Here is a 23118-nt window from a genome sequence, read left to right on the forward strand (position 1 = left end):
CCGTGCAGCCCGGCGGCGACGGGCTCGCGGCGCACTGGGCCGGCCGGCCCCAATGGCGCATCCTGCACACGGCGTTTGGCAGCGGTCTGGCGTTTCTGGCCGCCTGGCAGGCCTGGCGGGAAGACCCGCAGCGCCCCGGCCTGCTGCATTTTGTGGCGCTCACGGACGCGCCCGCCTCCCGCGCCGGGCTGCTGCGCGCTGCGCAGGCGCAGCCGGCGCTGGCCCCGCTCGCGGCCCAGTTGGCCGATCAAGGGTCGGGCCTGCAACCCGGCTTCCACCGGCTGGTGTTCGAGCAGGGCCGCGTGCTGCTCACGCTGGGCGTGGGCGCGCCGCACGCCCTGCTGCGCGCGCAGAACTTCGAGGCCGACGCCATCTGGCTCGGCAGTCCACAAGCCCCGGCTGATGCCGACATCTGGGACCTGCATGCGCTCAAAGCCCTGGCGCGCTTGTGCCGCGCGGGCACCCGGCTGACCGTGCCGGCCGGCGCGCCCGCGCTCACGCAGGGGCTGGCGCAGTGCGGCTTTGTGGCGCAGGCCGAGGCGTCCGTCAGTGGCACCGCCAACTCTTCACCAGTCGCCTGGCAAGGTGAATTCAGGCCCCGCTGGCAGCCCCGGCGCCGGGGGGAAAAGACCCTGGCCACGCCTGGCACCTGCGTGGTGCTGGGCGCCGGCATTGCCGGCGCCACGGTGGCCGCCAGCCTGGCGCGGCGCGGCTGGCGGGTGGTGGTGATGGACGCGGCCGACCAGCCCGCCGGCGGTGCCTCCAGCCTGCCCGCGGGCCTGTTCGCGCCCCATGTGTCGCCCGACGACGCGCCGCTGTCGCGCCTGACCCGCGCCGGCTGCCGCGCCACGCAGCAATTGGCGCGGGCCTGGCTGCAGGAGGGCCGCGACTGGCAGGCCAGCGGCGTGCTCGAGCATGGCGCACGTGGCAGCCGCGAGTTGCCCGCGCCCGCGCCGGGCGAGGACCCGTCGGCCCGCGAGGGCGGCTCCTCGGTCGCAGGCGCCGCGCAACTGGCGCAGGCCGGCCTGGACCCGGCCACCCCGGCGCTGTGGCACGCCAACGCCGGCTGGCTGCGGCCCGACCGGCTGGTGCGGGCCCTGCTGGCCCAGCCCGGCATCACCTGGCGCGGGAGCACCGAGGTGGCACGCCTGGCGCGCGAGGGCGAGAACTGGGTTCTTTATGACCCGCAAGACCGCCCACTGGCCAGCACGCCCCTGCTGGTGGTGGCCGCGGGCATTGCGAGCCAGCGCTGGCTGAGCGGTGCGTTGCCGCTGCAGGCCCTGCGTGGGCAGATCGCGTGGCAGTCCCACGACACAGGTGGTGAGCCGGGCGTGGCCCCGGCCGGGCTGCCGCCCTTTCCGCTGAACGGCCAGGGCAGCCTGCTGCCCGCCGTGCCGCTTGACGATGGCCTGGCCTGGCTGGCGGGCGCGACCTTTGAACGCGACAGCACCGACACCACCCCCCGGCCTGCGGAACTGGCCGCCATCCACGAGCGGCTGCAGGCCCTGTGCCCGCCCGCAGCCCAAGGCCTTGCCCCGGCGTTCGCGGCCGGCGCCGTGCGCTCCTGGGCCGGCGTGCGCGCCACCTTGCCCGACCGGCTGCCCGCGGTGGGCCCGGTGAACGCCCAAGCCCTGCCGGGCCTGTGGACCTGCACCGGCATGGGCGCGCGCGGGCTCACGCTGGCGCCGCTGTGCGCCGAGCTGCTGGCCGCCCTGCTGCACGGTGAACCGCTGCCGGTGGCGCAGCGGCTGGCGCGCGCGCTGGCCGCCGACCGTTTTGCCGGCCGGCAGGGTTCATGAGGGGTTTTGAGCCGCGGTTCCAGGCCAAAAAGGCCTGGAGTCCAGATCAGGCGGCCATGGGGCGCTCTACTTTTCGTAGCAACGCGGCGAGTTCGGCGGGGTCAAAAGGCTTGTGCATGAGGCCCTGCACACCGACCTTGCGGGCCTGCCAGCGGGCGAGCCAGCCGCCCACGCTGCTGCTCACGAGCAGGCAGGTGGACGGGGTGGCGGCGTCCTGCAGCTGCTGTGCGCCCTGCCAGCCGCCCATGCCCGGCGCCGCAAGGTCGGCCACCACCACGGCATAGGGCTGGGTGCGCATCAGCGCCAGCGCCTCGGCCACGCTCGCGGCTTCGTCCATGAACACCAGATTGGCCAGCGACAGCCTGGCCCGCAGGTACAGCCGCTCCTCGGGGTCGGGGTTGATCAGCAGCGCCCGCATGGCGGGCGGGCCGTCGTCCGGGGGCTGCGTGTCGGGGCCACCGGCCAGGTCGAAATCCAGGTCGAGGTCCACGGCAGGCGCATCGACCACGCCAAACAGGCTGTCCACCGCATGCAGCACATGGGGCCACAGCAGCGGCCGGCTGAACGAACGCCAGGCATTGGCCGGTGGCGAGTCGCCAACCCAGATCATCTTGAGCGAGGGGTCGGCATTGGGCAGGGCCAGTTCGAGCCGCGCCTCGTAGCTCTGGCCATCGATCAGCGCCAGCCGCGGTGGCGCGGGCGCGTCAGGCGCCCACAAGGCATAGGCGGCGTCACGCTCGCCCGACAGGCGGAACACCGTGTTGAGGGCGTGCCGCTCCACATCGGTAAACCCCACCACCTTGATAAAGACGCGCTCAGGCATGGTGCGGATTCTGCCAGTGTCCGCGGGGCCTTCCGCGGCGCGCCGCCGCGGGCCGCAAAATCGCCCGCCAGGCCGCGCCAATGCTGGTGAATAAGCTTATGCGCATAAGCGCCGAACCAAAAAATCGTTGGGAATCATTCCCTGCCCCCTTAGAGTCGCGACCATGCATGACTTTGCGTTCATTCTCGCTGGATTCGTGGTGGGCACCGTGGTGGGGCTCACCGGGGTGGGCGGCGGCTCGCTGATGACGCCGATCCTGATTTTCGGCTTCGGCATCAAGCCTTACCTGGCCATCGGCACCGACCTGCTGTTCGCGGCCTTCACCAAGCTGGGCGGCTCGGTGGCGCTGGCGCGCCGCAAGGTGATCGACTGGCCGGTGGTGGGCCTGCTCTCGCTGGGCAGCATTCCCGCGGCGCTGGCCACCATCTATGTGCTGCACCGCGTGGGCCCGGCCGACCCGGCGGTCCAGCGCCTCATGACCACCACGCTGGGCGTGGCCTTGCTGCTGACCGCGGCCGCCACCCTGTACAAGGCCGTCAAGGGCAAGAGCACCCCGCGCGAGATCGCGCCCGGGCAGCTCGCGGTGGCCGCCCGGCCACGCCACGCCGCGTTGCCGGTGCTGTTTGGCGCGGCCATCGGCGCGCTGGTGTCTCTGACCTCGGTGGGCGCGGGCGCCATTGGCGTCACCGTGCTGATGCTGCTGTACCCGATGCTGCCGCTGCCGCGCATCGTGGCCGCCGACATTGCCTATGCCGTGCCGCTCACGCTGGTGGCCGGGCTGGGCCACGCGTCCATCGGCTCGGTGGACTGGCACCTGCTGGCGCTGTTGCTGACCGGCTCGCTGCCCGGCATCTGGCTGGGCTCGCGGCTGATGACGCGCACGCCCGACCGCGTGATCCGTTCGCTGCTGTCGCTGCTGCTGGCCTATGCCGGCGCCAAGCTCATTTCGATCTGACAAGAAAAAGACCCACGATGTACCAGTACACCGATTTCGACCGTCAATTTGTCAAGCTGCGCGCGGCGCAGTACCGCGACCAGCTCGAGCGCAACCTGCGCGGCGAGCTGGCCGACGACGAATTCCTGCCGCTGCGCCTGCAAAACGGCTGGTACATCCAGCGTTACGCGCCCATGCTGCGCATTGCCGTGCCCTATGGCGAGATTTCCAGCGCCCAGCTGCGCGTGCTGGCCCGAATTGCCCGCGAATATGACCAGCCAAATGACGCACTGTTCGCGCAGGCCCGCGCCAGCCAGGACGCGCTGGGCCCGGTGGCGCTGCCGCCGGCCTATGGCGGCGGCTCGGTGCACTCGCGGCTGACCAAGGGCTACGGCCACTTCACCACGCGCCAGAACGTGCAGTTCAACTGGATCCCGCTGGACAAGAGCGCCGACGTGATGGAACTGCTGGCCAGCGTCAACATGCACGGCATCCAGACCAGCGGCAACTGCATCCGCAACATCACCAGCGACGAGCGCGCCGGCATTGCGGTGGACGAGATCGCCGACCCGCGGCCCTTCGCCGAAATCATGCGCCAGTGGAGCACGCTGCACCCCGAGTTCGCGTTTTTGCCGCGCAAGTTCAAGATCGCCATCTCGGGCGCGCGCGAGGACCGCGCCGCCACCGCCTGGCACGACGTCGGGCTGCACGTGGTGCGCTCCAGCGACGGCGAGGTGGGTTTTCGTGTCATGGTGGGTGGCGGCATGGGTCGCACGCCGGTGATTGCCCCGGTGATCCGCGAATTCTTGCCCTGGAACCAGATCCTCAACTACCTGGAGGCCGTGGTGCGGGTCTACAACCGCTGGGGCCGGCGCGACAACAAGTACAAGGCGCGCATCAAGATCCTGGTCAAGGCCGAGGGCCAGCGCTACATCGACGAGGTCGAGGCCGAGTACAAGCAGATTCTCGAGCAGGACGGCGCGCCCCACACCATCACCCAGGCCGAACTGGACCGGGTGAGCGCTTCGTTCGTGCCGCCCGCGCTGCAGTGCGACCGCAAGACGGCCGATGCCAAGATCGCCCACATCCTGCGCGCCGCCGCCGAGGACGACGTGGAGTTCGGCCGCTGGCTGCAGCAGAACGTGGCCGCCCACAAGAACCCCGATCTGCGCGCGGTCACGCTGTCGTTCAAGCGCCTGGGCCAGGCGCCCGGTGACGCCACGGCCGAGCAGCTGGACATTGCCGCCGAGCTGGCCGACCAGTTCAGCGCCGGCGAGGCCCGCGTCACGCACGACCAGAACCTGCTGCTGCCCTGGGTGCGCTGCGATGCCCTGCCCGAGCTCTGGCGCGCCGCGCGCAAGGCCGGCCTGGCGCGGCCCAACATCCGCCTGCTCAGCGACATGATCGCCTGCCCCGGCGGCGACTTCTGCTCGCTGGCCAATGCGCGCTCGCTGCCGCTGGCCGAAGCCATCACGGCCCGCTACCAGGACCTGGACGAGCTGCACGACCTGGGCGAGATCGACCTGCACATCAGCGGCTGCATTAACTCGTGCGGCCACCACCACAGCGGCCACATCGGCATCCTGGGGGTGGATAAGGACGGCAAGGAGTGGTACCAGATCACGCTGGGCGGCTCCGACGGCTCGGCCCTGTCGGGCGCGCCGGTGGCCGGAAAGGTGGTTGGCCCCTCGTTCAGCGCGGCCGAGGTGCCCGAGGTGATCGAAGCCGTGCTCGACACCTACCGCGAGCAGCGCGAGGTGGCCGAAGGCCGCCGCGAGACCTTCATTGACACGCTGCGCCGCGTCGGCATCGAGCCCTTCAAGGCCGCCGCCAACGCCGCCCGCTTTGCCAACGCCGAAGCCGCCTGAGGACCAGAGACTATGAATTTGATAGCACATGATGCCCACGGGGCAAGGACTACAGGTCCCAATGACCTGCAACTGGCGAATGACGCGAGCCCCTACGAGGTGTCGCTGGCCGGCGTGACGCGCGTCGACCTGCACTTCCCCAAATTCTCCGATGGCCGGGCCTTCAGCCAGGCCGTCATGCTGCGCCGGCGCCTGGGCTTCACGGGCGAGATCCGCGCCACCGGCGACGTGCTGGTGGACCAGCTAGTGCAGATGCAGCGCACGGGCTTCACCAGCGCCGTGCTGCGCGCCGACCAGGACCTGGCCGTGGGCCAGCGCCTGCTCGCGCACTACCCCGCGTTCTACCAGGGCGACGCTGTGAACGCGGCGCCCCATTTTGCAAAGGCGGCCTGACATGGGAGCGATCGACCTGCACGCCCGCGCGTCCAAGGACTTCGACGTCAAGCTCGCCGAGGCCAGGGCCCTGCTGCGCCGCGCCGCCTGCGCCTACTCGCCCGTCACCCAGGCCTCCAGCCTGGGCGCCGAGGACGTGGTCATCACCCACCTGATCAACAGCCTGGAACTGGACATCCCGGTGTTCGTGCTGGACACCGGCATGCTGCACCCGCAGACGCTGGCCCTGCTGGAGCGCACCCAGGCCAGCTCGCGCGCGCCGGTCACGGTGTACCGCCCGGTCAACGAGGCGGTGATCCAGTTCGTGGGCCGCGAGGGCAAGGACGCGATGTACAAGAGCATCGAGCTGCGCAAGGCCTGCTGCCACATCCGCAAGATCGAGCCGCTGGAGCGCGCGCTGGCGGGCCAGCGCGCCTGGGTCACCGGCCTGCGCAAGGAGCAGTCGCAGGCGCGTGCCGACGTGCCGCTGATCGACGCCAGCGACGAGGGCCAGACCGGCCGCGTCAAGTTCAACCCGCTCGCGGCCTGGACCTGGGGCGACGTGTGGCACTACATCCAGCTCCACCAGGTGGACTACAACCCGCTGCATGACGAGTTCTTCCCCAGCATTGGCTGCGCGCCCTGCACCCGCGCCATCAGCCTGGGCGAGGATTTCCGCGCCGGGCGCTGGTGGTGGGAAGACGAAGCCGCCAAGGAGTGCGGCCTGCACGTGAAAAACATAGATACTCAGGAAGAAACTGCGGCATGAACGCGCGTACCGAACCCCAATTGCTGACCCATCTGAGCAACCGCCACCTGGACGCCCTGGAAGAAGAAGCCATCTTCATCCTGCGCGAGGTCGCCGCCGCCTTCGAGCGGCCCACGCTGCTGTTCTCGGGCGGCAAGGACTCGCTGGTGATGCTCAAGTGCGCCGAAAAAGCCTTTGGCAAGGGCCGCATCCCCTACCCGCTGCTGATGATCGACACCGGCCACAACTTCCCGGAAGTGACCGATTTCCGCGACCTGCGCGCCAGGGAGCTGGGCGCCGAGCTGATCGTGCGCAGCGTGGAAGACTCCATGGCCCGCGGCACCGTGCGGCTGGCCCACCCGGGCGAGAGCCGCAACGTGCACCAGTCGGTCACGCTGCTCGAGGCGATTGAGGAGTTCCGCTTTGACGCGCTGATCGGCGGCGCCCGCCGCGACGAGGAAAAGGCCCGCGCCAAGGAGCGCATCTTCAGCCACCGCGACAGCTTTGGCCAGTGGCAGCCCAAGGCCCAGCGGCCCGAGCTGTGGACCCTGTTCAACACCCGGCTGCACCCGGGCGAGCATTTCCGCGTGTTCCCGATCAGCAACTGGACCGAGCTGGACGTGTGGCAGTACATCGAGCGCGAGAACATTGCCCTGCCCTCGATCTACTACGCCCACCAGCGCGAGGTGGTGGAACGCAAGGGCCTGCTGGTGCCCGTGACCGGACTCACGCCGCCGCGCGCGGGCGAGCAGGTGCAGACCCGCACCGTGCGCTTTCGCACCGTGGGCGACATCACCTGCACCTGCCCGGTGGACAGCCCGGCCGCCAACGCGGCCGACGTGGTGATCGAGACCCTGTCGGTGGACGTGAGCGAACGCGGCGCCACCCGCATGGACGACAAGACTTCCGACGCTTCGATGGAGAAGCGCAAGAAAGACGGGTATTTCTGATGACTGCCAACACCACCGTTCGCCCCGAGCCTGTCGAAGGGCAAGCCGCGGCTTCGACCGGCTCAGCCCGAACGGGTCAGGTCCACGACCATGAAGCGGCGCTGAAATTCATCACCTGCGGGTCGGTGGACGACGGCAAGAGCACCCTGATCGGCCGGTTGCTGGTGGACAGCAAGGCCGTGCTGCAGGACCAGCTGGCCGGCGTGCAGCGCGCCGGCGAGACCGACCTGGCCCTGCTCACCGACGGCCTGAGCGCCGAGCGCGAACAGGGCATCACCATCGACGTGGCCTACCGCTACTTCGCCACGCCGGGGCGCAAGTTCATCATTGGCGATGCGCCGGGCCACGAGCAGTACACCCGCAACATGGTCACGGCCGCCTCCAGCGCCGACGCCGCCGTGGTGCTGGTGGACGCCACCAAGCTCGCCTGGGCCGACCCGGCACTCGAGCTGCTGCCGCAGACCCGCCGCCACTCGCTGCTGGTGAACCTGCTGCGCGTGCCGTCCATCGTGTTCGCGGTCAACAAGCTCGACGCCGTGGCCGACCCGGCGCTGGCCTTTGCCCACATCGGTGCCGCGCTGCAGCGCTTCGCCCAGGCCGCGGGCATCCCGGTGCGCGCCGTGGTGCCGATCTCGGCGCTCAAGGGCCACAACGTGGTCACGCCCGAGCCGGGCTGGTGCGGCTATGAGGGCCTGTCGCTGCTGGAGCTGCTGGAGCAACTGCCCGCCACGCCCACCGAAACCACCGAGGCCTTTGCCTTCCCGGTGCAGTGGGTGGAAAAATTTTCGTCGTCGTCCGACACCTCGCAGGGCCGCCGTGTGTTCTGGGGCCGCGTGGCCACGGGTGGCGTGCAGCCGGGCCAGCAGGTCACGGTGCTGCCCGGCGGGCAGACCGCCACCGTGGCCCAGGTGCTGGACCATGCGCGCCAGCCCAAGGCCATTGCGGCCGGCCACAGCGCCGGCATCGTGCTGGACCGCGAGGTCGACGTGTCGCGCGGCGACTGGCTGCTGGCCGCTCCGCAAGGCAGCAGCGCGCCGGCCTTCGAGCCGCGCCGCGAGATCAGCACCACCGTGGCCTGGCTTGATGACGAGCCGCTGGTGGCGGGCCGCGTCTACTGGGCGCTGCACGGCCACCGCTGGGTCAAGGCCAGGATCAAGCGCATCGTGCACCGGCTCGACGTGAACACCCTGGCCGAGGAAGACGCCACCGAGCTGCCACCCAACGCCATCGGCCATGTGGAAATCGCGCTGCAGGAGCCCCTGGCCACCCTGCCCTACACCCGCTCGCGGGTGCTCGGCTCGCTGGTGCTGGTGGACACCGCCAGCCACAAAACGGCCGGCGCCGTGCTGATTCACTGACCTGCATCAAGCGACCCCTCGGGCAACGAGGCTACGCTTTCATCCTCCTGCGGGGGAAACCCAATAAAATCAAGGGTTTCCCCCCAAAGCACCCCAAACTCCAATGACCCACGTCGTCACCGAAGCCTGCATCCGCTGCAAATACACCGACTGTGTGGACGTCTGCCCCGTGGACTGTTTCCGCGAGGGGCCGAACTTCCTCACCATCGACCCCGATGAGTGCATTGACTGCGCCGTCTGCATTCCCGAGTGCCCGGTGAACGCGATTTACGCCGAGGAAGACGTGCCGGCCGACCAGATCCCCTTCATCAAGCTCAACGCCGAGCTGGCCCAGCAGGCCGGCTGGAAAAGCATCACCAAGCGCAAAGAACCCTTGCCCGACGCCGACGACTGGAAGGACAAGACCGGCAAGCTCAGCGAACTCGTGCGCTGAGCCCCCGGTTGCCCGCGGATCCATGGAACCCCAACTCAGCCAGGAAGTGATCAACACCGCTGCCGCCCACGACGGCCCGATCGAGACCGACGCCGTGATCGTCGGCGCGGGCCCGGTGGGCCTGTTCCAGGTGTTCGAGCTGGGCCTGCTGGAAATCAAGGCGCATGTGATCGACTCGCTGGCCTACCCCGGCGGGCAATGCGTGGAGCTGTACCCCGACAAGCCGATCTACGACATCCCCGCCGTGCCCGTGTGCACCGGCCAGGAACTGACCGACAGCCTGCTCAAGCAGATCGAGCCGTTTGGCGCGACCTTCCATTTCAGCCAGGAAGTCACCACGGTGCGACGCCAGGACGACGGCCGGTTTTTTGTGGCCACCTCGCGCGGCACGCAGTTCATCACCCGCACGCTGTTCATCGCGGCGGGCGTGGGCGCGTTCCAGCCGCGCACCCTCAAGGTCGATGGCCTGGACCGGTTCGAAGGCACGCAACTGCACTACCGCGTGAAAAACCCGGCCGACTTTGCCGGCAAAAACCTCGTGATCCTGGGCGGCGGTGACTCGGCGCTGGACTGGGCGCTGGAGTTTGCCAAGGACGGGCCGCACCGGGCCGAAAGCGTGATCCTGGTCCACCGGCGCGACGGCTTCCAGGCCGCGCCCGCCAGCGTGGCCAAAATGCACGCGCTGTGCGAGGCGCTGCAGATGCAGTTCATCGTGGGCCAGGTCACGGGCTACGAGGAAAAAGACGGCCGCCTCACCGGCGTCAAGGTCACGGGCTCCGACGCCGTGACGCGCGTGGTGCCGTTGGACATGCTGCTGGTGTTCTTTGGCCTGAGCCCCAAGCTTGGCCCCATCGCCGATTGGGGCCTGGACATCGAGCGCAAGCAGCTCAAGGTGGACACCGAGAAGTTTTCCACCAGCGTGCCCGGCATCTTTGCCGTGGGCGACATCAACACCTACCCGGGCAAGAAGAAGCTGATCCTCAGCGGCTTCCATGAATGCGCGCTGGCCGCCTTTGGCGCCGCGCCTTTCGTGTTCCCGGACAAGAAAGTCCACCTGCAGTACACCACCACCAGCCCCAAGCTGCACAAGGTGCTGGGGGTGGAGAGCCCGGTGTTCGACTGAGGCCGGTTCACGGCCTCTATAATTTGCACCGCGTTCACAAGAACGCATTCGCTAGGGGTGTTGCCGCACTGCAAATTGCAGCGCAGCGACTGAGAAAGTCCCTTTGAACCTGATTGAGGTAATCCTCGCGCAGGGAAGCAAGCTCACAGGCGGCGCCCATTTCTCCCGGGCATTCCTCCGTCACAGCAAGCCGACCTGCCATTGCGTTGAAAGACAAACGTCATGGCACATCTGAAGCCCGCATTCCGCCACTCTTCCAGGCCCAACTGGCCGCTAGCGCCCATTGCATCGGCACTGGCTGCTACATTCCTGACAGCAAACCCCGCGGCCGCGCAAGACGCCACGCTCAAGGCCGTGACCGTCAACGAGCTCACCGCGCCGCCCCAGGCCGACATCACCGGCTTTGGCGACCTGCCGCTCAAGGACGTGCCGCTGTCGGCCACCGTGGTGGGGCGCGAGCAACTGCAGCAAAGCGGCGCGCGGCGGCTGGCCGACCTCACGCAGTTTGATTCGTCGGTGACCGACGCCTACAACTCGCCCGGCTACTGGGACTTTCTGAGCATCCGCGGCTTCACGCTGGACAACCGCTTCAACTACCGGCGCGAGGGCCTGCCCATCAGCGCCGAGACCACCATCCCGCTGGACAACAAGGAGCGCGTGGAAATCCTCAAGGGCACCAGTGGTATCCAGGCCGGCACCAGCGCGCCCGGCGGCCTGGTCAACTACGTGGTCAAGCGCCCCACCAACAATAACCTGCGCGAGGTCACGCTCGAGGCCACCAGCCGCTCCAGCGTGCTGGCCGCGGTGGATCTGGGCGGACGCTTTGGTACCGGCCGTGCCTTTGGCTACCGCCTCAATGTGGCCAGCGAGAACCTGCGCCCGCTGACCCGCGCGCTCGACGGCAACCGCCAGCTTGTGGCGCTGGCCACCGACTGGCGCATCAACGCCGACTCGGTGCTGGCCGCCGAAGTGGAGTGGAGCCACAAGTCCCAGCCCAGCCAGGCCGGCTTCAGCCTGCTGGGCAACCGCCTGCCCGCGCCCGTGGACCCGCGCCTGAACTTCAACAACCAGCCGTGGTCGCAGCCGTCGGACTTTGACGCCTTGACCGGCACGCTGCGCTTTGATCAGGCCATCAACAGCCAGTGGCGCTGGTCGGCCCAGCTGGGCAGCCAGACGCTCAAGACCAACGACCGGCTGGCCTACGCCTTTGGCTGCGGCACCGAGGGCAACTACGACCGCTATTGCTCCGACGGCACCTTTGACTTCTATGACTTTCGCAGCGAGAACGAGCGCCGCCGCCAGCAGGCCGCGAGCCTGGGCCTGAAGGGCAGCGTGAAGAGCGGCACCGTGCAGCACGACCTGTCGTTCGGGTTGCAGCACAGCACGGTGCGCAACCGCTTCCAGCAGCAGGCCTTCAACTATGTGGGCACCGGCAATGTGCAAGGCACGGCCGTGGTGCCAGCCGACCCGTCGCTGACCGACGAGAGCACCAACCGCGATGAAAAGTCGCTGGAGCTGTCGATGCAGGACGCCATCCACTGGACGCCGCGCCTGACCACCTGGCTGGGCCTGCGCCACACCCGGCTGGACCGCGACAGCATCCGCACCAACGGCTCGCGCGCCACCTCGTACAGCGACGGCCTGACCACCCCCTGGCTGGCCGCCAGCTACAAGCTGGCCAATGACGCCACCGTGTACGCCAGCTATGGCGAAGGCGTGGAGTCGCAGGTGGTGCCCAACCGCGCCGCGCAGTACAGCAATGCCGGCGTGGCCCTGCCCGCGCTCAAGTCCAAGCAGCTTGAGCTGGGCCTGAAGGGCGGTCAGAACGGCTTCAACTGGCAAGTGGCCGCCTTCCAGATCAAGCGCCCCATGAGCAACCTGGACGCCTGCAGCCGCCTGGGCATCACGCCCTGCCTGGGCCAGTACGACGGCGAGGCCGTGCACCGCGGCCTGGAGGCCAATGCCCAATGGGCCAGCGGCCCCTGGCGCCTGGGCGGCGGGGTGACCCTGCTCAGCGCCAAACGCCAGGGCAGCGTGGCCGAGCCCGCCATCAATGGCAAGCGCCCCACCAACGTGCCCGACAACGTGGTGCGTGCCATGGTGGCGTGGAAGGTGCCCGCCGTTCAAGGGCTGGAGCTGCAGGGCCAGCTGTCGCACGAGGGCAAGCGCGCCGTGCTGCCTGACGAATCCATCATGCTGCCCGCGTGGAACCGCATTGATGCGGCGCTGCGCTACCAGACCCACACCGCCGGCCGCGCCACCACCTGGACCATGGGCATCGAAAACGTTTTTGACAAGCGCTTCTGGAAAGAATCGCCCTACCAGTTTGGCCACGTGTACCTGTACCCGGGGGCCGCACGCACAATTCGCCTCTCGATGACCGTCGCACTTTAAAAACGGCGAAAAATGACGCTATAATCTGAGGCTGTTCCTCGATAGCTCAGTCGGTAGAGCGCCGGACTGTTAATCCGTAGGTCCCTGGTTCGAGCCCAGGTCGAGGAGCCAGAGTCAATCGCCTTTTGAGAACGGATTCTCAAGGGCAAAACCACCAGAAGCCAACATCTGTTCATTGCGAACTGTGTTGGCTTTTTCTTTGGGCGATCAGGATGCCAAGGCAGTCCTTGACGCAGGCGGCACCAGCTTCAAGGCTTGGCGCGATGACTGAAATGTGATCGAGATGGGACAACATGGATTGCATTCAAATTCGGTTCGCAGCCGTTTGTCGGCCGCGCCTGACATGCAGGAGGGTGCGTCTCTGCCGTCCTCATCCCAAGGTGCAAACTACCCTGAATATTCATCCACATTCAGGAGAGCACCATGCCTCAGGGCGACAAATCTTCCTACACCGACAAGCAGAAGCGCAAGGCGCAGCATATCGAAGACGGATACAAGAGGCACGGGATCGCATCCAGCGAAGCCGAACGACGCGCGTGGGCCACGGTCAACAAGGACAGCGGGGGCGGCAACAAGAGTGGCTCGGGTCGAAAGAGAAACCATGGCGGGCGAGCCTCGCCCACCGCAAGGCTTCATGACCCGCAAGACCGGCGGCGGCAGCCGCCACAATAAGGCCTGCAACGCAGTCGTTGCAGGCTTTTTATGCGTTCGATGCAACCACCCCTGCCCTGGCTCGACCCCGGCGACCCGTTTCCAGACACTGCGCTGGCTTGGGGTGCCGGCGATCCCGCCCCCGGCCTGCTGGCCGCCGGTGGCACGCTGGATGTGCCCACACTGGCGCGCGCCTATGGCGCCGGCATCTTCCCCTGGTTCAGCGAAGGGCAGCCCATTCTCTGGTGGAGCCCGGACCCGCGCATGGTGCTGGACGTCAGCTCGTTCCGGCTCCACCGCTCGCTGCGCAAGACGCTGGCGCGGTTGCGTGATGACCCGGCGTTCGAGATCCGCATGGACAGTGCCTTTGACGAGGTGATCCGCGCCTGCGCGGGCAGCCCGCGGCCGGGGCAAAACGGCACCTGGATCGTGCCGGACATGGTGCAGGCCTACCAGGCGTTTCACGCGGCCGGGTCTGCGCACAGCGTGGAGGCCTGGCTGAACGGCGAGCTGGTGGGCGGGCTGTATTGCGTGGCACTGGGCCGCGCGGTGTTTGGCGAGTCGATGTTCACACGGGTGCCCGATGCGTCCAAGGTGGCGCTGGCGGCGCTGGTGGCGTTCTGCCGCGCGCACGGCATCACGCGGGTGGACTGCCAGCAGAACACGCGCCATCTGGCCTCGTTGGGCGCGCACGAGGTGCCGCGCGCCGGTTTCGTGACGCATGTGGCAAAAGCCCGCACGCAGCCGGGGCCGGTCTGGCGGTGGGAGCCCGTATACTGGACGCACCTCCTGCAACCTCCGGTTTCAGCGTGACGCACCTCAAGGATCTTCCGCTCCAGACCTTGCAGTTTTATGCAACGGCGCCCTACCCGTGCAGCTACCTGCCGGGCAGGCAGGCACGCTCGCAGGTGGCCACACCCAGCCACCTGATCCACAACGACACGTATTCAGACCTCGTCACGGGCGGGTTCCGGCGCAGCGGCATGTTCACCTACCGCCCCTATTGCGACGGTTGCCGCGCCTGCGTGCCGCTGCGTGTGCTCACCGAAACCTTTGCGCCCAACCGCAGCCAGCGCCGCGCCTGGACCCAGCACAGCGGGCTGCAGGCCCGGGTGCTCAAGCTGTGCTTTGTGCCCGAGCACTACCACCTGTACCTGCGCTACCAGACCGGGCGCCACGCGGGCGGCGGCATGGACCACGACAGCATCGACCAGTACACCCAGTTCCTGCTGCAAAGCCGGGTCAACTCGCGGCTGGTGGAGTTTCGCGATGCCACGGCGGACGGCAGCACGGGTGCGCTGCGCATGGTGTCCATCCTCGACGTGCTGAACGACGGCATTTCAGCCGTGTACACGTTCTATGAGCCCGACGCGGCGGCCAGCTATGGCACCTTCAGCGTGCTGTGGCAGATCGAGCAGGCACGCCGCCTGAACCTGCCCCATGTTTACCTGGGCTACTGGATCGGCCAGAGCCCCAAGATGAACTACAAGGCGCGTTTTCGGCCCCACGAAACGCTGGTGGATGGCCAATGGATGGCCGAATCCATGGCGGGCGACGCACCGGCCAGCTGAGCCCGGCCCGGGGTCTTGGCACAGTGTCACAACCCCTTATAATTTCACAAGGTAAAATCACGGCTGTCCAAATCTGGGAAGCCCATGAGAAAGTCTGATCCGAGCGTTCCAGCCACGCCCACCATCCAGGTCATCGAGCGGATGTTTTCGCTGATCGATGTGCTGGCGTCGCGCGAGGAGGCGATTTCGCTCAAGGAAATCAGCGAGAAAACGGGGCTGCACCCGTCCACCACCCACCGCATCCTGAACGACCTGGCCACCGGCCGCTTTGTGGACCGGCCCGAGGCCGGCAACTACCGGCTGGGCATGCGCCTGCTGGAGCTGGGCAACCTCGTCAAGGGGCGCCTGAACGTGCGCGATGCCGCCCTTGTGCCCATGCGCGAGCTGCACAAGCTGATCCAGCAACCGGTGAACCTGAGCATGCGCCAGGGCGACGAGATCGTCTACATCGAACGCGCCTACAGCGAGCGCTCGGGCATGCAGGTGGTGCGCGCCATTGGCGGGCGGGCGCCGCTGCACCTGACCTCCACCGGCAAGCTGTTCCTGGCCGCCGATGACCCCCAACGCGTGCGCACCTACGCCACGCGCACCGGCCTGGCAGGCCACACGCGCAACAGCATCACGCAGTTGCCCGTGCTGGAGCGCGAACTGGCCAAGGCCCGCCAGTACGGCCTGGCGCGTGACAACGAGGAACTGGAGCTGGGCGTGCGCTGCATGGCGGCCGGCATCTACGACGACCAGAACAAGCTGGTGGCTGGCCTGTCGATCTCGGCGCCGGCCGACCGGCTGGACGAAGGCTGGCTGCCCAAGCTGCAGACCACGGCGGCTGAAATCTCGGCCGCGCTGGGTTACAAAACAGCAACGGGCCGCTAGGGCCCGTTGAATTGGCGGCGCGATCGGCGCCGGCCGGTCTTTACCCGCGAAGGAACCTAGCCGCTGACCTGACGGATCATCGTGCTGGGCGCGATGACGGGCGGGTTGGACTCCACCCAGCGGCGCACGCGCTCGGCGTCGCCCAGGCGGCTCAGCTTGCCGGCCGAATCCAGAAACACCATGATCAGCTTGCGCCCGGCGATCTTCGCCTGCATGACCAGGCACTGGCCCGCTTCAGAGATGTAGCCGGTTTTCTGCAGGCCAATGTCCCAGTCGGGGTTCTTCACGAGCCGGTTGGTGTTGTTGTATTGCAGGGTGCGGTTGCCCACGGCCACCTGGTAGCCCGGCGAGGTGGACAGTTCACGCAGCAGCGGGTCGTTGTACGCAAAATTCACCAGCGTGGCGAGGTCTTTGGCGCTGGACTGGTTCTGGCTGGACAGGCCCGTGGGTTCCACGTAGCGCGTGTCATGCATGCCGATCTGGCGCGCCTTGGCATTCATCAGGCCCACGAACACATCCAGGCCACCGGGGTAGGTGCGGCCCAGCGCGTGCGCGGCGCGGTTCTCGCTGGACATCAGGGCCAGATGCAGCAACTCACCGCGGCTGAGCGTGGTGCCCACGCGCAGGCGCGAGGAACTGCCTTTTTCTGTGTCAACGTCATCCTGCGTGATGGTGATCATCTCGTCCATCGGCAGCTTGGCCTCGCTGAGCAGCAGGCCGGTCATGAGCTTGGTGAGGGACGCAATGGGCAGGACCGCGGAGTCGTTCTTGCTCAACAGCACTTCACGGGTGTCCTGATCGATCACCAGAGCCACACTGGACTTGAGGTCCAGCAGGTCTTCGGTGGAGTGCAGGCCCGCGAGTTGCCCGAATGAAGGCCGTGCCGGCACGGCAGCACGGATCACATGACGGCGCTTGACCACGGGCAGCGTGCGCGACACGCGCCGCTTGGACACGATGCTGCTCTTGCTGCTTTTCTTGACGCCCGCTTTGTCTCGGCCCGCCGCCTGCGCCGAAGGCACGGCCAGTGCGGTGCCCAGAGTGACTATTGCAAGGATGTGTAGGAGGCGATTCAAAGTTTTTCTCGATGCGGTGGCGGCATGATGGACCATTGACGAAACTCCTCAACGCTGCGGGAACGGTCGGAGTTTACATCCCCAAAAAAAGTCGCGCAAGATCAAAGACTTGCGCGACTTTCCTAAACCAGGGGATCAATTCTACGTAGTTACCCTAGCCTTGGGCCGCCACACGATCAGCTTTACTTTGTAACTTGTTGAGCGCGCTCAGATAAGCCTTGGCCGATGCAACCACGATGTCCGGGTCGGCTCCCACGCCATTGACCACCCGGCCCGAGTTCTGCAGGCGCACCGTCACTTCCCCCTGGCTCTCGGTGGAACCGCTGATGGCGTTCACCGAATAGAGCACCATTTCAGCGCCGCTTTTGACGTGCGTTTCAATGGCCTTGAGGGAGGCATCGACAGGGCCGTTGCCATCGGATTCGCCACGGACTTCCTTGCCGCCCACGGTAAAGACCACCGCCGCATGGGGTCGCTCGCCGGTTTCGCTGTGTTGCGACAGCGAGACAAAACCGTATTGCTCTTTCTCGTGCGTGACGCTTTCGTCGCTCACCAGGGCCAGGATGTCTTCGTCAAAAATCTCGCTCTTGCGGTCGGCCAGTTCCTTGAAGCGCGCAAAGGCGGTGTTGATGTCGGCCTCGCTCTCCATGGCCACGCCCAGTTCCTGCAACCGCTGCTTGAAGGCATTGCGGCCGCTGAGCTTGCCCAGCACGATCTTGTTGGCGCTCCAGCCCACGTCCTCGGCGCGCATGATTTCGTAGGTGTCACGGGCCTTGAGCACACCGTCCTGGTGGATGCCTGAGGCATGCGCGAAGGCATTGGCGCCCACCACGGCCTTGTTGGGCTGGATCACAAAGCCGGTGGTCTGGCTGACCATGCGGCTGGCCGCCACGATGTGGATCGGGTCAATGTTCATCTCGAGGTTGAAGTAGTCCTTGCGGGTCTTCACCGCCATGACGATTTCCTCAAGCGAGCAGTTGCCCGCGCGTTCGCCCAGGCCATTGATGGTGCACTCGACCTGACGCGCGCCGCCGATCTTCACGCCGGCCAGCGAGTTGGCCACGGCCATGCCCAGGTCGTTGTGGCAATGCACCGACCAGACCGCCTTGTCGCTGTTGGGCACGCGTTCACGCAGGGTCTTGATGAAGCTGCCATACAGCTCGGGCACGGCGTAGCCCACGGTGTCAGGCACGTTGATGGTGGTGGCGCCTTCGGCGATCACCGCCTCGAGCACACGGCACAAAAAGTCCATCTCGCTGCGATAGCCGTCCTCGGGTGAGAACTCGATGTCAGCGCACAGGTTGCGGGCAAAGCGCACCGACTGCCTGGCCTGCTCCAGCACCTGCTCGGGCGTCATGCGCAGCTTTTTTTCCATGTGCAGCGGCGACGTGGCAATGAAGGTGTGGATGCGGGCCCGGTTGGCACCCTTGAGGGCCTCGGCGGCCCGCGAGATGTCGCGGTCATTGGCCCGCGACAGCGAGCAGATGGTCGAGTCCTTGATGGCGTTGGCGATCAGTTGCACGGCTTCAAAATCGCCATTCGAACTGGCGGCAAAGCCGGCCTCGATCACGTCCACCTTCAGGCGCTCCAGCTGGCGCGCGATGCGCAGCTTCTCGTCCTTGGTCATGGAGGCCCCGGGCGACTGTTCGCCGTCGCGCAGGGTGGTGTCAAAAATGATGAGTTTGTCGGTCATGGGAGTTCCTCTTTCTGCTGTCTCTGTCCCGGGCCTGTCAACCCGCCATGGCATCGGCGGGGGCCGTCGAAGCCATGGATTGTGCGCGTTGCCAACCCGAGAGTATGGCCTTGAGCGATGCGGCCACGATGTTGGTGTCCATTCCAACGCCGAACAGGGTGCGGTCGTTGACGCGCAACTCCAGGTAGGCCACGGCCCGCGCATCCGCGCCCTCGCCGACCGCATGCTCGTGGTAGTCCAGCACGCGGATGGCCTGGCCCGTGGACTGCGCCATGCCGCTCACAAATGCGTCGATGGGACCGGTGCCACCGCACTCGAATTCATGGTGCTGCCCGTTGAGCAGCACATTCGCGGTCATGACCACGCTGCCATCCGCCTGCTCGGTGACCTTGTGGTGCGGCGCCGCGGTGCCATCCAGGCCGTATTCACGCTCGAAGAGCTGCCACAGATCCCGGCCCGTGAGCTCCTTGCCCGAGGTGTCGGTCACGCCCTGCACCACCTGGCTGAACTCGATCTGCAGCCGGCGCGGCAACTCGAGCCCGTATTCGCTTTCGAGCAGGTAGGCAATGCCGCCCTTGCCCGACTGGCTGTTGACCCGGATCACGGCCTCGTAGCTGCGCCCCAGGTCTTTCGGGTCGATGGGGAGGTATGGAATGTCCCAGGCATCGCTGTCCCTGCGCACGGCAAAGGCCTTCTTGATGGCGTCCTGGTGCGAGCCCGAGAACGAGGTGTAAACCAGGTCCCCCGCATAGGGGTGGCGCGGATGCACCGGCAACTGGTTGCAGTACTCCACGGTGCTGCGGATCGAATCAATGTCGGAGAAGTCCAGTCCGGGCGACACGCCCTGGGTATAGAGGTTCAACGCCACATTGACCAGGTCCAGATTGCCCGTGCGTTCACCATTGCCGAACAAACAGCCCTCGACACGGTGCGCGCCCGCCTGCAACGCGAGCTCGGCGGCCGCCACGCCGGTTCCGCGGTCATTGTGCGGGTGCACCGAGATCACCACGCCAGCATGGTGCTTGAGTTTTCTGCACATCCATTCAATCTGGTCGGCAAAAATGTTCGGCGTGGCGTTTTCCACCGTGGTGGGCAGGTTCAGGATGATCGGGCGGCCCGGCCCCCAGGCCGCGATGGCGGTCTCGCAGGCCTGCAGCGAGACCTCGAGCTCGGCCATCGAGAAGGTTTCGGGCGAGTACTGCAACACCCACTCGGTGTCGGGCTGTTGGTCGGTCAGGTGCCGGATCATCGTGACATGGTGCTCGATCAACGCCATGACCTCAGGCACTTCCAGGCCAAACACGACGCGGCGCCAGACCGGTGCCACGGCGTTGTACACATGCACGATGGCCCGTCGCGCGCCGGCCAGCGACTCGACGGTGCGACCGATCAACTCCTCGCGCGCCGGCGTCATCACCTGGATGGTCACATCGTCGGGAATGAGATTTTCGTCGATGAGCTTGCGGACAAAGTCAAAGTCCGTTTGCGAGGCCGCCGGGAAGCCGACCTCGATTTCCTTGAAGCCGATCTTCACAAGCATCTGGAACATGCGCAGCTTGCGCAGCGGGTCCATGGGCTCGATCAGGGCCTGGTTGCCGTCGCGCAGATCCGTGCTGAGCCAGATGGGGGCCTGGGTAAGGACCGCATCCGGCCACGTCCGGTCGCGCAGGCCGATGGGCTTGAACGAAGGGTATTTGCTGGCTGGTTGTTTCAACATGGTGGGTTCTCGGTTCAAAAAACCAGCAGCCCAAGAAAAACGGCCCGCTGCTGGTGCAAACGGGCCGTTGATCGGGAAATGCGCGTGCGCTACCGTCTCCGCCCGTTGGGGGATAGCAGTAGGGCCAGCGAAATGTGGTGCATCGAATTACTTTAGCACAAGTTGGCGCATGTCAACAGTCCGGCCGTTCTTCACTTGTGCAGGCCGCGCTCGTCAGGCTCGTCGGTCGACGTGCTGATCACACTGGTTTGCTGGCCCTTGAAGCGGCGCCAGCCATAAACCACATAGCCGCTCAGGCCATAGACCACGAACAGGCTGAACAGCACCGTGGGCGGGTGGATGTTGATCACCGCGATGCCCAGCGCGATCAGCACGATCACGGCAAACGGCACGCTGCGCTTCATCTGCACATCCTTGAAGCTGTAGAACGGCACGTTGGTGACCATGGTCAGCCCGGCATACAGCGCAAAGGCAAACATGAACCAGGCGGCGTCGTAGCCCTTGACGCCAAGTTCGGTCATGAGCGAGATGAAACCCGCCACCAGGGCGGCGGCCGCCGGAGACGGCAGGCCCTGGAAATAGCGCTTGTCGACCACGCCGGTGTTGACGTTGAAGCGCGCCAACCGCAGCGCCGCGCAGGCGCAGTAGACAAAGGCCGCGAACCAGCCCCAGCGGCCCAGGCCCTTGAGCGCCCACTCATAGGCAATCAGCGCGGGCGCCGCGCCGAACGAGACCATGTCGGACAGCGAGTCCATCTGCTCGCCAAACGCGCTCTGGGTGTTGGTCATGCGGGCCACGCGGCCGTCCAGGCTGTCCAGGATCATGGCCGCGAACACGCCGACCGCGGCCATGTCAAAGCGCCCGTTCATGGCCATCACCACGGCGTAGAAGCCGCCAAACAGTGCGGCCAGGGTAAACAGGTTGGGCAGGATGTAGATGCCCTTGCGGCGCTTGCGCACCACCACGCCATCCACCACGGTGTGCCGGGGATCGTTGTTCATTCGATGAGTTTAAGTCAGCGCCGCCCGAAAATGTCAAAAGGCCACCCGGGGGTGGCCTTTCCTTTTCATTGACTGCAGGCGCAAGGATCAGTTGCGGGTCTGGTCCACCAGCTTGTTCTTCTTGATCCAGGGCATCATCGCGCGCAGGGTTTCGCCCACGGTTTCAATCTGGTGCTCGGCCGTCAGGCGGCGGCGGCTCAGCAGCGTCGGGGCGCCGGCCTTGTTTTCCAGGATAAAGCTCTTGGCGTACTCACCGGTCTGGATGTCCTTCAGGCACTGCTTCATGGCCTTCTTGGTCTCTTCCGTCACGATGCGCGGGCCGGTCACGTACTCGCCGTACTCGGCGTTGTTCGAGATCGAGTAGTTCATGTTGGCGATGCCGCCTTCATAGATCATGTCCACGATCAGCTTGAGCTCGTGCAGGCACTCGAAATACGCCATTTCAGGCGCGTAGCCGGCTTCCACCAGCGTCTCGAAGCCCGCCTTGATCAGCTCGACGGTGCCGCCGCACAGAACGGCCTGCTCACCGAACAGGTCGGTTTCGGTTTCTTCGCGGAAGTTGGTCTCGATGATGCCGGCCTTGCCGCCGCCATTGGCCATGGAGTAGGACAGGGCCAGGTCACGGGCCTTGCCGCTCTTGTCCTGGTGCACGGCCACAAGGTGGGGCACGCCGCCGCCCTGGGCGTAGGTGCCACGCACGGTGTGGCCCGGGGCCTTGGGGGCCACCATCCACACGTCCAGGTCGGCGCGGGGCGTGACGAATCCGTAGTGCACATTGAAGCCGTGGGCGAACACGAGGGAAGCACCGGACTTGATGTGGGGCTCGACATCGTTCTTGTAGACGTTGGCGATCTGCTCGTCGGGCAGCAGGATCATGACCACGTCGGCCGACTTGACCGCGTCAGCCACTTCCGCGACCTTCAGGCCTGCCTTCTCGACCTTGGGCCACGAAGCCCCGCCCTTGCGCAGGCCGACCACGACCTTGACGCCGCTGTCGTTGAGGTTCTGCGCATGGGCATGGCCCTGCGAACCGTAGCCGATGATCGCGACTGTCTTGCCCTTGATCAGGCTCAGGTCGCAGTCCTTGTCGTAATAAACCTTCATGGTTTCTCCTGTTGAAATCGTTGATGTGAAAAGAATGTTCAGGCGCGCAGGATGCGCTCGCCCCGGCCAATGCCGCTGGAGCCCGTGCGTACGGTTTCGAGAATGGCGCTGCGGTCAATCGCCTCAAGGAAGGCGTCGTTCTTGCCCTGGTCGCCCGTGAGTTCGATGGTGTAGCTCTTCTCGGTCACGTCGATGATGCGGCCGCGGAAGATGTCGGCCATGCGCTTCATCTCCTCGCGCTCCTTGCCCACCGCGCGCACCTTGACCATCATGAGCTCGCGCTCGGTGTAGGCGCCTTCGGTCAGGTCGACCACCTTGACCACTTCGATCAGGCGGTTCAGGTGCTTGGTGATCTGCTCGATCACGTCGTCCGAACCGGTGGTCTGGATCGTCATGCGCGACAGCGAGGCATCCTCGGTCGGCGCCACGGTGAGCGATTCGATGTTGTAGCCACGGGCCGAGAACAGGCCCACCACGCGGGAAAGAGCGCCGGGCTCGTTTTCCAGCAGGACAGCAATGATGTGTTTCATGATTTGAAGACTCCTCTTTTCGCCGCCCTCCCCCATGCACGGTAATGCACGGGCTTGGCAAGCAATAGATTCGTCCGGGTTTGCTATTGAACTGATAGCT

20 protein-coding genes, 1 tRNA gene, 1 pseudogene and 1 riboswitch are annotated in these 23118 nt (G+C 66.4%); of the genes and pseudogenes, 15 read left to right on the forward strand and 7 right to left on the reverse strand.

Annotated features, from left to right (window positions below):
- Window positions 1-2 precede the first annotated feature (2 nt).
- The gene (gene mnmC / locus KF796_13300; protein ID MBX3587610.1) at window positions 3-1799 is read left to right on the forward strand and encodes an FAD-dependent 5-carboxymethylaminomethyl-2-thiouridine(34) oxidoreductase MnmC; all 1797 of its coding nucleotides are present in this window, start codon (window positions 3-5) and stop codon (window positions 1797-1799) included.
- 46 nt (window positions 1800-1845) lie between these two features.
- Here the strand turns inward: mnmC and KF796_13305 are convergent, their stop codons facing one another.
- Complete coding sequence (locus tag KF796_13305; protein ID MBX3587611.1) at window positions 1846-2622, reverse strand: response regulator transcription factor; 777 nt, start codon at window positions 2620-2622, stop codon at window positions 1846-1848.
- Window positions 2623-2785: 163 nt separating this feature from the next.
- On the opposite strand from KF796_13305, the gene KF796_13310 reads away from it, so the two are divergent.
- From KF796_13310 to KF796_13375, 14 genes and pseudogenes are all read left to right on the forward strand, one after another.
- The gene (locus KF796_13310; protein ID MBX3587612.1) at window positions 2786-3577 is read left to right on the forward strand and encodes a sulfite exporter TauE/SafE family protein; all 792 of its coding nucleotides are present in this window, start codon (window positions 2786-2788) and stop codon (window positions 3575-3577) included.
- 17 nt (window positions 3578-3594) lie between these two features.
- Window positions 3595-5424 carry a nitrite/sulfite reductase gene (locus KF796_13315; GenBank protein ID MBX3587613.1) on the forward strand — a complete coding sequence of 610 codons (1830 nt, stop codon included), beginning with the start codon at window positions 3595-3597 and terminating at the stop codon, window positions 5422-5424.
- Window positions 5425-5436: 12 nt separating this feature from the next.
- Window positions 5437-5817: a DUF934 domain-containing protein gene (locus tag KF796_13320; GenBank protein ID MBX3587614.1), complete on the forward strand. Its 381-nt coding sequence runs from the start codon at window positions 5437-5439 to the stop codon at window positions 5815-5817.
- A 1-nt stretch (window position 5818) separates the two neighbouring features.
- Complete coding sequence (locus KF796_13325) at window positions 5819-6565, forward strand: phosphoadenylyl-sulfate reductase (protein ID MBX3587615.1); 747 nt, start codon at window positions 5819-5821, stop codon at window positions 6563-6565.
- The gene (gene cysD, locus KF796_13330; protein ID MBX3587616.1) at window positions 6562-7494 is read left to right on the forward strand and encodes a sulfate adenylyltransferase subunit CysD; all 933 of its coding nucleotides are present in this window, start codon (window positions 6562-6564) and stop codon (window positions 7492-7494) included. The genes KF796_13325 and cysD overlap by 4 nt, the downstream gene beginning before the upstream one ends.
- Window positions 7494-8852: a sulfate adenylyltransferase gene (locus tag KF796_13335; GenBank protein MBX3587617.1), complete on the forward strand. Its 1359-nt coding sequence runs from the start codon at window positions 7494-7496 to the stop codon at window positions 8850-8852. Before cysD ends, KF796_13335 begins: the two co-directional genes overlap by 1 nt.
- Window positions 8853-8955: 103 nt before the next feature.
- On the forward strand, window positions 8956-9285 hold the full coding sequence (locus KF796_13340; protein MBX3587618.1) for a ferredoxin family protein: 330 nt from the start codon (window positions 8956-8958) through the stop codon (window positions 9283-9285).
- 22 nt (window positions 9286-9307) lie between these two features.
- Window positions 9308-10408 (forward strand): NAD(P)/FAD-dependent oxidoreductase, encoded by a 1101-nt coding sequence (locus KF796_13345; GenBank protein ID MBX3587619.1) that lies wholly within the window; start codon window positions 9308-9310, stop codon window positions 10406-10408.
- 43 nt (window positions 10409-10451) lie between these two features.
- A riboswitch (TPP riboswitch) is annotated at window positions 10452-10561 on the forward strand.
- 69 nt (window positions 10562-10630) lie between these two features.
- Window positions 10631-12802: a TonB-dependent siderophore receptor gene (locus tag KF796_13350; GenBank protein MBX3587620.1), complete on the forward strand. Its 2172-nt coding sequence runs from the start codon at window positions 10631-10633 to the stop codon at window positions 12800-12802.
- A gap of 35 nt (window positions 12803-12837) precedes the next feature.
- Window positions 12838-12913 (forward strand) — tRNA-Asn (locus tag KF796_13355).
- Between the two features lie 312 nt (window positions 12914-13225).
- Window positions 13226-13399, forward strand: a pseudogene (locus tag KF796_13360) (plasmid stabilization protein).
- 114 nt (window positions 13400-13513) lie between these two features.
- Window positions 13514-14266, forward strand: a complete 753-nt coding sequence (aat, locus tag KF796_13365; protein MBX3587621.1) for a leucyl/phenylalanyl-tRNA--protein transferase — start codon at window positions 13514-13516, stop codon at window positions 14264-14266.
- Window positions 14263-15024 carry an arginyltransferase gene (locus KF796_13370; protein ID MBX3587622.1) on the forward strand — a complete coding sequence of 254 codons (762 nt, stop codon included), beginning with the start codon at window positions 14263-14265 and terminating at the stop codon, window positions 15022-15024. The genes aat and KF796_13370 overlap by 4 nt, the downstream gene beginning before the upstream one ends.
- 84 nt (window positions 15025-15108) lie before the next feature.
- Window positions 15109-15897 (forward strand): IclR family transcriptional regulator, encoded by a 789-nt coding sequence (locus KF796_13375; protein ID MBX3587623.1) that lies wholly within the window; start codon window positions 15109-15111, stop codon window positions 15895-15897.
- A gap of 56 nt (window positions 15898-15953) precedes the next feature.
- Here the strand turns inward: KF796_13375 and KF796_13380 are convergent, their stop codons facing one another.
- The 6 genes from KF796_13380 to ilvN form a co-directional block, all read right to left on the reverse strand.
- A complete protein-coding gene (locus KF796_13380; protein ID MBX3587624.1) occupies window positions 15954-17009 on the reverse strand; it encodes a serine hydrolase in 1056 nt (351 codons plus the stop codon).
- 118 nt (window positions 17010-17127) lie between these two features.
- Entirely contained in the window at window positions 17128-18666 is a 1539-nt protein-coding gene (locus KF796_13385; protein ID MBX3587625.1) for a 2-isopropylmalate synthase, read from the reverse strand.
- Window positions 18667-18703: 37 nt separating this feature from the next.
- Window positions 18704-20383: a 2-isopropylmalate synthase gene (gene leuA, locus KF796_13390; GenBank protein ID MBX3587626.1), complete on the reverse strand. Its 1680-nt coding sequence runs from the start codon at window positions 20381-20383 to the stop codon at window positions 18704-18706.
- 191 nt (window positions 20384-20574) lie between these two features.
- Window positions 20575-21384 (reverse strand): CDP-diacylglycerol--serine O-phosphatidyltransferase, encoded by an 810-nt coding sequence (gene pssA / locus KF796_13395; protein ID MBX3587627.1) that lies wholly within the window; start codon window positions 21382-21384, stop codon window positions 20575-20577.
- Window positions 21385-21471: 87 nt separating this feature from the next.
- Window positions 21472-22488: a ketol-acid reductoisomerase gene (gene ilvC, locus KF796_13400; GenBank protein ID MBX3587628.1), complete on the reverse strand. Its 1017-nt coding sequence runs from the start codon at window positions 22486-22488 to the stop codon at window positions 21472-21474.
- Window positions 22489-22526: 38 nt separating this feature from the next.
- The gene (gene ilvN, locus KF796_13405; GenBank protein ID MBX3587629.1) at window positions 22527-23018 is read right to left on the reverse strand and encodes an acetolactate synthase small subunit; all 492 of its coding nucleotides are present in this window, start codon (window positions 23016-23018) and stop codon (window positions 22527-22529) included.
- Between the last annotated feature and the right edge of the window lie 100 nt (window positions 23019-23118).

The sequence above is a fragment of the Ramlibacter sp. genome, from assembly GCA_019635435.1.
GTDB lineage: Bacteria > Pseudomonadota > Gammaproteobacteria > Burkholderiales > Burkholderiaceae_C > JAHBZM01.

Coding starts and splice junctions, on each gene's coding strand:
- aat (MBX3587621.1), top strand. CDS start 13,514: ATGCAACCACCCCTGCCCTGGCTCGACCCCGGCGACCCGTTTCCAGAC.
- KF796_13310 (MBX3587612.1), top strand. CDS start 2,786: ATGCATGACTTTGCGTTCATTCTCGCTGGATTCGTGGTGGGCACCGTG.
- KF796_13385 (MBX3587625.1), bottom strand. CDS start 18,666: ATGACCGACAAACTCATCATTTTTGACACCACCCTGCGCGACGGCGAA.
- KF796_13325 (MBX3587615.1), top strand. CDS start 5,819: ATGGGAGCGATCGACCTGCACGCCCGCGCGTCCAAGGACTTCGACGTC.
- KF796_13320 (MBX3587614.1), top strand. CDS start 5,437: ATGAATTTGATAGCACATGATGCCCACGGGGCAAGGACTACAGGTCCC.
- KF796_13345 (MBX3587619.1), top strand. CDS start 9,308: ATGGAACCCCAACTCAGCCAGGAAGTGATCAACACCGCTGCCGCCCAC.
- KF796_13335 (MBX3587617.1), top strand. CDS start 7,494: ATGACTGCCAACACCACCGTTCGCCCCGAGCCTGTCGAAGGGCAAGCC.
- KF796_13340 (MBX3587618.1), top strand. CDS start 8,956: ATGACCCACGTCGTCACCGAAGCCTGCATCCGCTGCAAATACACCGAC.
- KF796_13305 (MBX3587611.1), bottom strand. CDS start 2,622: ATGCCTGAGCGCGTCTTTATCAAGGTGGTGGGGTTTACCGATGTGGAG.
- KF796_13350 (MBX3587620.1), top strand. CDS start 10,631: ATGGCACATCTGAAGCCCGCATTCCGCCACTCTTCCAGGCCCAACTGG.
- KF796_13380 (MBX3587624.1), bottom strand. CDS start 17,009: ATGGTCCATCATGCCGCCACCGCATCGAGAAAAACTTTGAATCGCCTC.
- KF796_13315 (MBX3587613.1), top strand. CDS start 3,595: ATGTACCAGTACACCGATTTCGACCGTCAATTTGTCAAGCTGCGCGCG.
- cysD (MBX3587616.1), top strand. CDS start 6,562: ATGAACGCGCGTACCGAACCCCAATTGCTGACCCATCTGAGCAACCGC.
- KF796_13375 (MBX3587623.1), top strand. CDS start 15,109: ATGAGAAAGTCTGATCCGAGCGTTCCAGCCACGCCCACCATCCAGGTC.
- pssA (MBX3587627.1), bottom strand. CDS start 21,384: ATGAACAACGATCCCCGGCACACCGTGGTGGATGGCGTGGTGGTGCGC.
- leuA (MBX3587626.1), bottom strand. CDS start 20,383: ATGTTGAAACAACCAGCCAGCAAATACCCTTCGTTCAAGCCCATCGGC.
- ilvN (MBX3587629.1), bottom strand. CDS start 23,018: ATGAAACACATCATTGCTGTCCTGCTGGAAAACGAGCCCGGCGCTCTT.
- ilvC (MBX3587628.1), bottom strand. CDS start 22,488: ATGAAGGTTTATTACGACAAGGACTGCGACCTGAGCCTGATCAAGGGC.